Source organism: Prevotella sp. E13-17 (genome assembly GCF_022024035.1).
Taxonomy (GTDB): domain Bacteria; phylum Bacteroidota; class Bacteroidia; order Bacteroidales; family Bacteroidaceae; genus Prevotella.
Window position 1 is genome coordinate 1,779,094 of sequence record NZ_CP091787.1, and the last position, 12,962, is coordinate 1,792,055.

Here is a 12,962-nt window from a genome sequence, read left to right on the forward strand (position 1 = left end):
GTTTTAGTTGTTTTTTGTTAATGATACATAATAACCTAATCGATACAAATTAAATATAGCCAGGTTGGGGTGACTTCCGCATAATATCCTTCTTTCTATTGAGCCAAGAAGCCAATGCCAGCAACGGATAGCAACAAGGACTCCCTTAATGTGTATGCCGTTGACAAAAGTAAGCATGTGGGAATAGCCACGAAGTTCGTCTTTGAAAGTATATAACGTGTGAAGGCTCCGTTCTATCTTTTCTACATAACAAGCATTGCCCTCAAAATCAACCATCATGGTGGGATTATCAATGTGAGTAACCATCACGTGATGCTCTTTGAGCGTTTTGCCAAACATCACGTCTTCATAACCACTTTTCTTGAAGCGCTCGTCAAACGGACACTTTAACATCACAGAGCGCTCAATCATGAAATTGGTAGAGCGAAATGATTGGTAAGGTCTCTCGTTTCTCTTCAAAAAATGATGCTTAGGAGCATAAAAAGACTCATAAAGACAACGCAGATTGTGCTTATCTCCATTGCCTATGCAGATGCCGCCGTTGATGACTCCGTGAGAATCACTGTTGACATAGTTGGCTATAAAATCCCGATTGACAATTTTCATATCACAATCAAGAAACAGTAGCCATTGGTATCTGCTTTTCTGTGCCAGAAAATTGCGTGTCGCAGCACTTCCTGCATTACGTTCTTTTTCAATAAAAGTACAATTCGGTATGGTGTTGATCTGTCGGTTTTGTTCCACGCAAGACACGTCTGAAGAGGCATCGTCGGCAACAAGTATTTCATAGATGAAATCATGGTTGCCAGCACGTTCACACTCACACATATCTGCAAGACATTTCACGATATCCACACAAATATCGTTATACACAGGGATTAATATGGAAACTTCTTTTTTTATCATTTGACGAGCAAAAGTACACAAAAAACCTTAAATTGAATAATAAATTTCAGAAAAAGTTTGTTCAAACAGATGAAAAATAGTAATTTTGCAGCCGCTATTACGAGTTAATGGCATGAAATTCAAATTATTAATTAAACAAAAACAAAAAACATGGCAACAAAAATCAGATTGCAGCGCGGCGGTCGTAAAGGTTATGCTTTCTATAGCATCGTCATCGCTGACGCTCGTGCACCACGTGATGGTCGTTTCACTGAAAAGATTGGTTCTTACAATCCTAACACCAATCCCGCCACAGTTGACTTGAATTTCGAGCGTGCATTGTATTGGGTAGAGGTTGGCGCACAGCCCACCGATACAGTTCGTAACATCCTCAGTGGTGAGGGCGTTTACCTCATGAAGCACCTCCGCGGTGGTGTTAAGAAGGGCGCTTTTGACGAAGCTGCTGCTCAAAAGAAGTTTGACGCATGGAAGGCTGACAAGCAAAAGGGTCTTGACAAGGTTCGTGAGGAAGAGGCTAAGGCAAAGAAAGAAGCTGCTGCAAAGGCACTCGAAGCCGAGAAGAAGGTTAACGAGGCCATTGCTCAGAAGGTTGCTGAGAAAAAGGCTGCTGCCGAAGCTGCTGCAGCAGAGGCAACAGAGGCTGAAGCTGCACCCGCTGCTGAAGAGGCTCCCGCTGAGGCATAAACTCTTAGTGCCGGAATCAAAATCTATGGTTGCAATCCCTTGCGAGGGGTTGCAACCTTTTTTTATCTTTAGTCGCCAAGTTTTTCTGTTAAAGATTTGTTGTTTAAAAAATAATGGTTATCTTTGCAAGCGAAAAAAATACAACTGAAATATACAAACTTAAAATAATTCATATTACTTTATGTCACAAATTACAGGTCACATCTCGCAGATTATAGGTCCTGTTATCGATGTCTATTTCGATACAAAAGGACTTGATGCTGAGAAAGTGCTGCCTAAGATTCACGAGGCTCTGACAATTAAGCGTCCAAACGGCAATCAATTGATTGTCGAAGTTCAACAACACATTGGCGAAGACACCGTGCGTTGTGTTGCTATGGATAACACTGACGGATTGCAACGTGGACTTGAAGCACAGCCCATGGGCACCCCCATCATGATGCCTTCGGGTGAACAAATTAAGGGTCGTATGCTGAACGTAATTGGACAGCCTATCGACGGTATGAAACAACTCGATATGCAAGGTGCATATCCTATCCATCGTGAAGCTCCAAAGTTTGAAGAGCTTTCCACAACTAAAGAAGTACTTGCCACTGGTATCAAGGTCATTGACTTGCTGGAGCCATATTTGAAGGGAGGAAAGATAGGACTTTTCGGTGGCGCCGGTGTCGGCAAGACCGTTCTCATCATGGAGCTGATTAATAATATCGCTAAGGGACACAACGGTTTCTCTGTATTCGCCGGAGTAGGAGAGCGCACTCGTGAGGGTAACGACTTGATTCGCGAAATGATTGAGTCGGGCGTGATCCGCTATGGTGAGAAATTCAAAGAGGCAATGGCACAAGGCAAGTGGGACCTCTCACTTGTTGATCCCGAAGAACTCAAGAAGAGTCAGGCCACACTGGTTTACGGACAGATGAACGAGCCACCAGGTGCGCGTGCATCTGTAGCACTATCAGGTCTTACGGTTGCAGAGGGCTTCCGTGATGGTGGTGGAAAAGACGGCGGTGCTGCTGATATTCTGTTCTTCATTGACAACATCTTCCGTTTTACTCAGGCAGGTTCTGAGGTGTCAGCTCTGTTAGGTCGCATGCCATCAGCAGTGGGTTATCAACCAACGCTTGCCTCTGAGATGGGTGCCATGCAGGAGCGAATTACTTCTACCAAATCGGGGTCTATCACCTCTGTGCAGGCAGTATATGTGCCAGCCGACGACTTGACCGACCCTGCACCAGCAACGACCTTCACCCACCTGGATGCAACCACTGTGCTCGACCGTAAGATTGCCGAGTTAGGCATATATCCTGCCGTTGATCCGTTAGGCTCTACTTCGCGTATCCTAGATCCACTAGTAGTCGGCAAGGCACACTACGACTGTGCTCAGCGCGTGAAAGAGATTTTGCAGCGTTACAAGGAACTTCAAGATATTATTGCCATCCTGGGTATGGACGAACTTTCTGACGAAGACAAGCTGACGGTAAACCGTGCCCGTCGCGTACAGCGTTTCCTCAGCCAGCCCTTCTCCGTGGCAGAACAGTTCACTGGTCTGCCTGGTGTCATGGTACCCATCGAAGAAACGATCAAAGGATTCAATGCCATTCTCGATGGTGAAGTCGATGATCTGCCCGAGCAGGCCTTCCTCAATGTTGGTACTATCGAGGATGCTAAAGCGAAGGCCAAGAAGTTGCTTGAAGCAGCTAAAGCCTAATTAGATAACAGACAATTGATAAATATGTTGCAGCTTAAGATAGTTTCTCCCGAAAGAATAGAGTTTGAAGGCGATGTTGTAAGTGTACTCGTACCTGGAATGCTTGGACAATTTGAGATTCTGGTCAATCACGCACCAATCATCTCTTCACTCGATAAGGGTAGGGTGGTTTATATACTACCAGAGGGCGAGAAGAGAGCGCTCGAAATTCGTGGAGGTTTTGTCGAAGTGCAGAAAAATGTTGTCAGCCTCTGTATAGAATTGAACGAAGCATGACCGAAAAAAAGTTGTTTACTATAGCCACCCACTACAGCGTTCAACTCCTCATTATCGAGAGTGTGCTGTTTGCTGGTTTACTGTTGTTGGCATCTCCCGCAGTATTAACGACCTCATTGGTTGGCGTTAGTTTCACCTTCATTTTTTATCTGCTCAGTGGGTGGGTATGGTATTGGGTTGCATCAAGACACCACGACTATCTGCCTTCCTTCTATACAGGAACATCTGGGTTTCGTTTCATGTTGGCTCTTGCAGTTATTGGCATCTACTATTTCATGACAGACAAGCCAGATATGATAACGTTTATCTTAGTGTTTGGTATCTATTATATGGTAACGCTGGTTCATTTCAGTATCTTTTTTTCAAGAGTATCTAGCCGTTTATAACGAGCTAATAAACAAAGAATTAAATGAAACGACTAAAGTCAATAATTATCCTGATTACGTTGGCACTCATTCCACTGTCAATGCGAGCTGACGAGAGTTCCAAGACTGATGCGTCTCTGAATATCTCAGAGATTGTATTGGAGCACTTGGCCGACTCTTACGAGTGGCACATTGCCTCGTATGAAGGCAAACATATCAGCATTCCGCTGCCAATCATCATCAGGAGTTCACAGACTGGAAAGTGGTATTTCTGCAACGAGCATTCTCTGCCTACAGGTTTCTTCTTCAACTCAGAAGCTCATGGCAAGATTTACGAGCGAATGACTGACGGTACGATAGAACGCCCCTTAGACTTGAGCATTACACGCAACGTCATGCAAATATGGATTGTCGTGGCACTATTGTTAGTTGTGTTCCTCAGTTGTGCTCGCTGGTATAGGAAGCATGACAAGACAAGCAATGCCCCAAGCGGATTTATTGGTGCGGTCGAATTACTGGTCATGATGATTAACGATGATGTCATCAAATCATCCATCGGAGAGAAGCACTATAAGCGGTATGCACCCTATCTGCTGACAGTCTTCTTTTTTATCCTTTTTACCAACTTATTAGGGCTGCTTCCAATTTTTCCCGGAGGTTCAAATGTGACGGGCAACATTAACATCACGTTCTTCCTGGCATTCTGTACCTTCTTAGCCATTAACCTCTTTGGCAACAAGGAATACTGGAAAGAGATATTTTGGCCCGAAGTGCCCATTTTCCTTAAGGCCATCCCTCTCATGCCAGCAATTGAGCTCTTTGGCGTTTTCACAAAGCCTTTTGCGCTGATGATTCGTCTTTTTGCCAATATGATGGCTGGCCACGCCATGATACTCAGTTTCAGCTGTGTCATCTTTTTGGGATGGACAATGGGTGTAGGCTTGGGCATCGGATTGAACTTGTTCAGCATCGTGATGTTGCTATTCATGAATGCACTAGAACTTCTCGTTGCCTTCGTACAGGCTTACGTGTTCACAATGTTAAGTGCCGTATTCATCGGTTTGGCTCATCCAGAACATCATGCTGAATAAATAAGTGAAAATATAAAACATTATTAATAATTTAAAACTTAAAAGAATTATGATTACATCATTATTATTGGCCGAAGGTCTGGCTCAGCTGGGCTGCGGTATTGGTGCAGGTATTGCAGTTATTGGTGCAGGTTTAGGTATTGGTAAGATTGGTGGTAGTGCTGTTGACGCTATTGCACGCCAGCCAGAGGCTTCTGGTAAGATCTTCACCCAGATGATTCTTACCTCTGCCTTCGTTGAGGGTTGTGCCCTTTTCGCCATTGCAGCTTGTGCATTCTTGATCAAATAAAAACGTTTAGCAAATGGATTTCACTCAATTACCAGCAATCCTGACGCCAGATCTAGGACTTCTGTTCTGGATGTTGTTGGCGTTCTTGGTGGTCTTTGGTGTACTTGCCAAGTTTGGTTTCCCAGCCATCATTAATATGGTTGACGAACGAAACAAGTATATTGACGAAAGTCTGCGCAAGGCACACGAGGCCCAGGAGCGTTTGGCCAATATCGAGAAGGAAGGTGAATCCATCTTGCAGGAGGCACGCGAGAAACAAGCTCAAATACTGAAGGAGGCCGCCGAGTCGCGCGACGCTATTGTCGAGCAGGCTCAGCAGAAAGCCAGAGCAGAGGGCGCCCGCCTGATGGAGGAAGCCAAAATCGCCATCGAGCAGGAGAAAAAAGCTGCTATTGCTGACATCCGCCAGCAGGTTGCAACCCTCAGTGTAGGCATTGCAGAGAAGATTCTCCGTCAGAACCTCCGTGACGACAAGTCGCAGATGGATTTGATTGATCGCATGCTGGATGACACTACTGTTAAATAAATAATAGGTTCACGCGTATGGATATCGGAGTAATCTCTACGAGATATGCAAGGGCACTGCTGAAAAGCGCTACTGATGCTCAGCTTGAAGCACAGATTTATCAGGAGATAATGACGCTGACTAAGAGCTACACCGACGTGCCCATGCTTCGCCAGACCATCGACAACCCCATGCTTGACAAGTCTGAGAAACAGAAGTTGCTTGAGATAGCGACAGGTGGTTCACCTTGTCAACTGATGCAAACCTTCATCTCTTTAGTGCTGAAGGAAGACCGCGAGAGCATGGTTCTGTTTATGGCCTATTCGTACATGACGCTTTACCGCAAACAGAAGAATGTCATTCGTGGCAAACTCACCACCGCCGCCCATGTCTCCGCCGAGACGGAACAGAAGATGCGTAAGATGGTGGAGAGTCGGACTCAAGGCACAGTTGAGTTTGAAACAGAGGTGAACCCCGACATCATTGGTGGTTTCATTTTGGAGTACGACACGTATCGCATGGATGCAAGCGTGAAGACCAAACTCAACTCCATTCTTAACACACTTAAGAAATAGCGTTATCACAACACACCGTCATAACGTCATAACGAATAATTAATAAAGAAATGTCAGATAAAATAAAACCAAGCGAAGTCAGTCAGGTACTTCTCGAACAACTGAAAGGCATTCAGAATGCCGAACAGTTTGACGAAGTTGGTACCGTACTAACCGTTAGCGATGGCGTAGCTCGAATCTATGGTCTCCGTAATGCAGAGGCCAACGAGTTGCTCGAGTTCGAGAACGGAACGATGGCCATCGTGATGAACTTGGAGGAAGACAATGTTGGTTGCGTATTGTTAGGCGCCACATCGGGCATTAAGGAAGGCATGGTCGTTAAGCGAACCAAGCGTATTGCTTCGATTCGTGTCAACGACAACATGTTGGGCCGTGTCATTAATCCTCTGGGACAAGCAGTCGATGGCAAGGGCGACATCGATCTTTCTGATGCATTTGAGATGCCATTAGACCGCAAAGCACCTGGTGTTATCTATCGTCAGCCAGTGAAAGAGCCGCTGCAGACTGGTCTAAAGGCTATCGACTCTATGATTCCTATTGGACGTGGTCAGCGTGAACTTATCATTGGCGACCGCCAGACAGGTAAGACTGCTATCGCTGTCGATACCATCATCAATCAGAAGAGTTTCTACGAGGCAGGCAAACCCGTTTACTGCATCTATGTAGCAATTGGTCAGAAAGCGAGCACTGTTGCCAACCTTGTTCAAACACTGAAGGAACATGGTGCAATGCCTTACACCATCATCGTTGCAGCTACGGCGGCAGATCCTGCTGCCATGCAATATTACGCACCGTTTGCCGGTGCAGCCATTGGTGAGTATTTCCGTGACCGAGGCCTCCCTGCGCTCGTTGTCTATGATGACCTCTCCAAACAGGCAGTAGCCTATCGTGAAGTGTCACTGATTCTGCGTCGTCCCTCAGGTCGTGAGGCCTATCCTGGTGATGTGTTCTATTTGCATTCACGTCTGTTGGAACGCGCAGCAAAGATGAACGAACAGCAAGAGGTTGCCGAGCAGATGAACGACCTTCCCGAGTGCATGAAGGGTCATGTACGAGGCGGTGGTTCGCTAACGGCATTGCCTATCATCGAGACACAGGCAGGTGACGTATCAGCATACATCCCTACTAATGTTATCTCTATCACCGATGGTCAGATCTTCCTGGAGAGCGACCTTTTCAACCAAGGCTTCCGTCCAGCCATCAATGTAGGTATCTCTGTATCCCGTGTAGGTGGTTCGGCTCAGATTAAGAGCATGAAAAAGGTTGCAGGTACACTCAAGATTGACCAAGCCCAATATCGTGAGCTTGAGGCATTCTCAAAATTCTCGAGTGATATGGACGCAGTGACAGCCATGACGCTTGACCGCGGTCGTAAGAACAATCAGCTGCTCATCCAACCACAATATAGCCCCATGCCCGTAGGTGAGCAGGTGGCCATCCTTTACTGTGGTGTTCACGGTTTGATGCGCGAGGTACCCATCGACAAGGTTCGCGAGTGTCAGAATCAGTTCCTCGACAAGTTGCGTTCGTCAGCACCAGAGGTTATCGAGACTCTGGCCAGCGGCAATATTGACGATGCTGTAACACAGAAAATAGAAGCCATCATGGCAGATATTGCCGGAACATATAAACATCAGTGATGATTGAAGATTGAACATTGAGCTGAGTCTGCGTGCTTTTAGCTCAGTGTTCTGTCTTTGTTTGAAATCAATGTTCAATTAAAATAAGATCATGCCTAGTCTTAAAGAAATCAAAGGACGTATTGCCTCTGTCAACAGTACGCGCAAGATAACATCTGCCATGAAAATGGTTGCCAGTTCCAAGCTGCACCATGCGCAGGTGGCTATTCAAAATATGCTGCCCTACGAATCAATGCTTGAGCATATCCTCAAGTCGTTTCTTGCTGCCGAGGCCGAGGCTCAGTCTATTTATGATCAGGTTCGTCCCGTAAAACGAGTTGCGCTGGTTGTTTACTCCTCAAATTCTTCTCTTTGTGGTGGTTTCAATGCCAATGTTATTAAGATGATGCTACATGCTGTTAAGCAATTGTCAGATGAACTCGGAGCAGAGAATGTAGAGATATATCCCATTGGCCGAAAGGTAGCAGAAAAAGCAAAGAAGATGGGTTTTAACGTTAAGTATGATCACAACGAGATGGTTGATCATCCTAACGTGAAGCAATGCATAGAACTTGCAACTGAACTTGGAAGTCGTTTTGCAACAGGAGAGATTGACAAGGTGGACTTAATCTATCATCACTTTAAGAGTGCAGGTTCACAAATTCTTTGCAGGAAGACTTTCCTGCCCATTGATGTTGAAAGCGAGTTAGAACGTGATCACGAACGTGACCTTACATCTAATGTTGCAACCAAGAAGTCTCAGGAATATCTGAAGAAACATGGGGCGAACCGTGAAGAAAACTCAAAGAAGGAAGAGGCTAAGCCACTCAACGACAACTTTATCGTTGAGCCTGACATGGATTGTGTTCTCTCTAGTTTGATACCCAAGTATGCTCATTTAATGCTCTATACAGCTCTGCTTGACAGTGTCGCTTCTGAGCACGCTGCCCGCATGGTTGCAATGCAGACAGCAACAGACAACGCAGATGAGCTATTACGCCAACTAAACTTGCAGTATAACAAGAGTCGTCAACAAGCCATTACGTCGGAGCTGCTTGATATTGTTGGTGGTTCTGTCAATAACTAGTGTTGTGACGGTCTTATCTCTCAAATACCAAACAAGCCCAGTGGTCATCAAGCCGCTGGGCTTTTTGATGCAATCCCAGCTCTGTAGCTTTTTGATGCAACACATCAATATCTTCCTCGTAAAAACCACTCAATATCAAGACTGCATGATTTGCCATCCGGCTGACAAAGAGCGGCATATCTGCTAGCAAAATATTCCTATTGATATTGGCTGTTATGACTTCAAAACAGCCTTGGATAGTTTGATTCAATACATTCGCATCGCCGAGGTATGCCAAGAATTGATCATCGACACGATTTATCACGGCATTATGTTTAGCATTGTCAACGCTCCATTCATCGATATCATAGCCAACAGCCTCGCTAGCACCCAGTTTTAAAGCCGTGATGGCTAAAATTCCCGTACCCGTTCCGCAATCCAAGAATCGTTTCTTATCTAAATCAAGTTCCAAAAGCGACGTCACAATCATACGTGTCGTCTCATGCGTTCCTGTACCAAAAGCCAAGTGTGCATCTATTTCTATGCCAATATCCACTCTTTCCGGCAGATGTCTTCCATCATGAATCGCCAAGATACCTTCGCCACGAGAAAGAGGCATCTGAATGCAAATAGGCGCAAAGCCTTCTTTTTCCCATTGTTCATTCCAATCCTTATCTTCGGCTTCTTCGATAGTATAAGTGATAGAAGCGGGTAGGGGGAAGCTTTCAATAATGTTATCGAGTCGTGACTGATCTAATAGGCTCTGTTGAACATACCCCTTTAAGTCACCATTGTCACACTCTTCAAACGTCTCAAAACCTGCATCAGCAGCCATTGAAGCAAAAATATCGGAAGCGCTCTGCAGCAGTTCGTCAGAAGCCTTTATGCTAAATGTAACCTCGTAATACTTCATCTTCTTTGTTAAATTTATCCGCAAAATTACAAAAATTAGGGAAAATCCTACCATTATTTAGGGTTTTTCCGTAAATTTGCATGGAAATAAATTCTATTTTTGCATCGTAAAAGAATATAAACTAAAGAAATTAAGAAATATGAAAAAGTTATTGTTACTGACCTTCGGCTTTGGCTTCCTGCCTATTTCCATGCAGGCTCAGGATGACATGTACTTTGTTCCAAAGAAGTCAAAGACCGTTAAAACGACGTCATCGTATGAGCGTCCGACTGAAAACACCTATTATTCGGGCAGTTCCAGAAGTGTCGATGACTATAATCGACGCAACAACACATACCACGTGTTGCCTAATGATTCTGCTAACGATGTCATTGACTTTGATGAGTCAATGGGTGTTTATCCAGATTCTGCCCAAGAAGATTACCGTATAACAAAGAAAATGGCTCGCTGGGATGACTATACGCCATCAGAATCTTACTGGGATGGATATCTCGATGGACGACGCGACTCATGGGGCTTCCGTTCTTGGCATTCCCCTTGGTACTATTCATCATTCTATCCTTGGTACGATTACACGTGGTATGATCCCTGGTATTATGGATGGGGATGGCACTATGGATGGTACGATCCCTGGTATTATGGCTCTTGGTCATGGGGGTGGGGCGGCTACTACTCTTGGCACTACTATCACCCTTGGCATTATGGTTGGTATGGAGGCGTGACACATAATTGGAGTAGGGGATATCATGGCAACTATCGTGGTGTTGCCCACGGCTCAGGTTCATACAGAAGTTCTTCTGCATTAGGTAGTCGTCGCACCAACACAACCACGACTGGTTCACGTGGCTATTCTTTTGGTTCACGTGCATCATCTGTCGGTTCACGCAGCAACTCTAATCGTTCTTCTTCCATGTCTCCACGTTCTACTGGTTCGCGCAGAGCAGTCACAGGTGGTTCGTCATCTTCATCATCAACTCGCCGCAGTGGAAGTTTGTTCGATTCAGGTAGTCGCCGCTCAAGTTCATCATCTTACGAGAGCCGCAGCACGGGTTCGTTTGGATCAAGCGGTAGTCGTGGTTCCTTTGGCGGCGGTTCGTCAATGGGTGGCAGTCGCGGTGGCTCTGTAGGTGGTGGCAGTCGCGGCAGTCGCAGATAATCTTAATTACAATCAATAAATTACGAAGTAACCATTATGAAAAGATATATTGTTTTAGCAGTCACCTCGCTGGCCATGTTGTCGGCAACTGCACAGGACACTTATGAGAATGCTCGTGTGTTAGGTTCAGACCTCAATGGCACAGCTCGCTATGTGGGTATGGGCGGTGCACTCGAGGCACTTGGTGCCGATATCTCGACGATGTCAACCAATCCTGCTGGTATTGGCATGTTTCGTCACTCCTATGCTTCGGTGTCTTTTGGTGGTGTCCATCAAGAGGAAGTTAACAAGTTTGATAATCTCGGCAAGACCAATCTCAGTATCGATCAGGCTGGTTTCGTATTCACAATGAATCTTTTCGATGAAGACGCTTACGTGAACTTCGGTTTTAATTATCACAAGAGCCGCAACTTTGACCAGATTATTCAGGTCAACAATAGATTTACGCATCCAGCATCGCTTAACAAGTTGGCCTTTGCTAAGAATACATTCGGTAGTGATGTCGCAGGAGGATACTCATTAAACAATTATACCGGCAAATGGATGGGATATAGGAATAGCGCAGAAGTTAATGACTACGGATATCCATTCACTCAGTGGGACTATCTCTATCAGAATGTCTATAATGTAGATGATAAGAATGTGGCCAATGAACAGGAGCCTGACATTATTTTCAATGATGCAGATAACTACTACTTTGACAAGTCTCATCGTGGCTGGATAGCAGATTACGATTTTAATGTCAGCGGTAACGTTCGTAGTCGTTTCTTCTGGGGCTTCACTTTAGGTCTTCACACTATCAATTACAAAGGATATAGCCTGTATGACGAAGAAATACTGAGTGGCGATGGACCATCAATTGGCACCATGGTTCTTGAAGACGAGCGTCGCATCACCGGAAATGGTGTAGATTTGAAGGCTGGTATCATCTTCTTGCCAATCGAAGAATCTCCATTCCGTATCGGACTTTCTATTTCTACGCCTACATGGTATGAGATGAAATCTGAGAACTATACAGTGCTACATAATAATACAGTTACCCCCGAAAATTACAAGCCCTGGGGCTATGATTATCTGTCAAGCGACGATGTCTATGAATATAAGTACTACACGCCATGGAAGTTTGGCTTGAGCTTAGGACATACCATTGGCAATTACCTGGCTCTTGGAGCAAGCTACGAATACAGCGATTATAGCACAGCAGACACCCGCATCTATGATGGCACATACGATGAGTACGACAACGAGAATTCATACTCTGACCGCGTCATGAACAATCATACAGATCGTACCTTGAAAGGCGTATCTTTGTTAAAACTTGGTGCTGAGTTCAAGCCAGATCCATCTATTGCAGTCCGTTTGGGTTACAACTATCAGTCGGCTGCCTACAACGAGAAAGGCTTTCGCGACACCACACTGGATTCTCCTGGAACATATTTTTCGTCAACACCAGATTATGTCAATTGGAAAGGTACCAATCGTATAACTGCAGGATTTGGTTATCGCGTTAATAAAATTTCGTTCGACATTGCATATCAGTTTAGCAACACCAAGGGTATGTTTTATCCATTCCAACCTGATGTAGAATTCGATGATCCAAATGGAACTTGGGAAACAAACATCTCGACACCAAGTTCTTTGAATTTCAAGCGCCATCAGCTTCTGTTCACGCTGGGATACACATTTTAACAACAAGCGCTATTTATACATGATACATGGATAATCTATAATTACCACTGCTCAAACATAAATAATTGAGCAGTGGTAATTGTTTAACCCATAAAGCATTTAAAGAATAAGGTCGCAAAC

Annotated in this window: 14 protein-coding genes; 12 read left to right on the forward strand and 2 right to left on the reverse strand. The window is 44.9% G+C overall.

The genetic code is table 11. The features are described from left to right. Positions 1-3: 3 nt before the first annotated feature. Positions 4-906, reverse strand: a complete 903-nt coding sequence (locus L6472_RS06910) for a glycosyltransferase (protein ID WP_237803717.1) — start codon at positions 904-906, stop codon at positions 4-6. Positions 907-1,056: 150 nt separating this feature from the next. On the opposite strand from L6472_RS06910, the gene L6472_RS06915 reads away from it, so the two are divergent. From L6472_RS06915 to L6472_RS06960, 10 genes are all read left to right on the forward strand, one after another. Further along, positions 1,057-1,590 carry a 30S ribosomal protein S16 gene (locus L6472_RS06915; protein ID WP_237803718.1) on the forward strand — a complete coding sequence of 178 codons (534 nt, stop codon included), beginning with the start codon at positions 1,057-1,059 and terminating at the stop codon, positions 1,588-1,590. Between the two features lie 181 nt (positions 1,591-1,771). Further along, entirely contained in the window at positions 1,772-3,298 is a 1,527-nt protein-coding gene (gene atpD, locus L6472_RS06920) for a F0F1 ATP synthase subunit beta (RefSeq protein ID WP_237803719.1), read from the forward strand. Positions 3,299-3,322: 24 nt separating this feature from the next. Further along, the gene (locus L6472_RS06925; protein ID WP_237803720.1) at positions 3,323-3,574 is read left to right on the forward strand and encodes a F0F1 ATP synthase subunit epsilon; all 252 of its coding nucleotides are present in this window, start codon (positions 3,323-3,325) and stop codon (positions 3,572-3,574) included. Then, positions 3,571-3,960, forward strand: coding sequence for a hypothetical protein (locus tag L6472_RS06930; protein ID WP_237803721.1), 390 nt, complete (start codon positions 3,571-3,573; stop codon positions 3,958-3,960). The genes L6472_RS06925 and L6472_RS06930 overlap by 4 nt, the downstream gene beginning before the upstream one ends. Positions 3,961-3,983: 23 nt before the next feature. After that, a complete protein-coding gene (atpB, locus tag L6472_RS06935; RefSeq protein ID WP_237803722.1) occupies positions 3,984-5,030 on the forward strand; it encodes a F0F1 ATP synthase subunit A in 1,047 nt (348 codons plus the stop codon). Positions 5,031-5,076: 46 nt separating this feature from the next. Next, positions 5,077-5,319 (forward strand): ATP synthase F0 subunit C, encoded by a 243-nt coding sequence (atpE, locus tag L6472_RS06940; protein WP_027450254.1) that lies wholly within the window; start codon positions 5,077-5,079, stop codon positions 5,317-5,319. 13 nt (positions 5,320-5,332) lie between these two features. After that, positions 5,333-5,845, forward strand: coding sequence for a F0F1 ATP synthase subunit B (gene atpF / locus L6472_RS06945; RefSeq protein ID WP_237803724.1), 513 nt, complete (start codon positions 5,333-5,335; stop codon positions 5,843-5,845). A 17-nt stretch (positions 5,846-5,862) separates the two neighbouring features. After that, positions 5,863-6,399 carry a F0F1 ATP synthase subunit delta gene (locus L6472_RS06950; RefSeq protein ID WP_237803726.1) on the forward strand — a complete coding sequence of 179 codons (537 nt, stop codon included), beginning with the start codon at positions 5,863-5,865 and terminating at the stop codon, positions 6,397-6,399. A gap of 50 nt (positions 6,400-6,449) precedes the next feature. Next, positions 6,450-8,039, forward strand: a complete 1,590-nt coding sequence (gene atpA / locus L6472_RS06955; protein ID WP_237803727.1) for a F0F1 ATP synthase subunit alpha — start codon at positions 6,450-6,452, stop codon at positions 8,037-8,039. 91 nt (positions 8,040-8,130) lie between these two features. Beyond that, positions 8,131-9,105: a F0F1 ATP synthase subunit gamma gene (locus tag L6472_RS06960; RefSeq protein WP_237803728.1), complete on the forward strand. Its 975-nt coding sequence runs from the start codon at positions 8,131-8,133 to the stop codon at positions 9,103-9,105. Positions 9,106-9,118: 13 nt separating this feature from the next. Here the strand turns inward: L6472_RS06960 and prmA are convergent, their stop codons facing one another. Further along, positions 9,119-9,997 carry a 50S ribosomal protein L11 methyltransferase gene (gene prmA, locus L6472_RS06965; RefSeq protein ID WP_237803729.1) on the reverse strand — a complete coding sequence of 293 codons (879 nt, stop codon included), beginning with the start codon at positions 9,995-9,997 and terminating at the stop codon, positions 9,119-9,121. A 139-nt stretch (positions 9,998-10,136) separates the two neighbouring features. On the opposite strand from prmA, the gene L6472_RS06970 reads away from it, so the two are divergent. Both L6472_RS06970 and L6472_RS06975 read left to right on the forward strand, forming a co-directional pair. After that, positions 10,137-11,153 (forward strand): hypothetical protein, encoded by a 1,017-nt coding sequence (locus L6472_RS06970; protein ID WP_237803730.1) that lies wholly within the window; start codon positions 10,137-10,139, stop codon positions 11,151-11,153. Positions 11,154-11,189: 36 nt separating this feature from the next. Next, the gene (locus tag L6472_RS06975) at positions 11,190-12,842 is read left to right on the forward strand and encodes an OmpP1/FadL family transporter (protein WP_237803731.1); all 1,653 of its coding nucleotides are present in this window, start codon (positions 11,190-11,192) and stop codon (positions 12,840-12,842) included. The last annotated feature ends 120 nt before the right edge of the window (positions 12,843-12,962 follow it).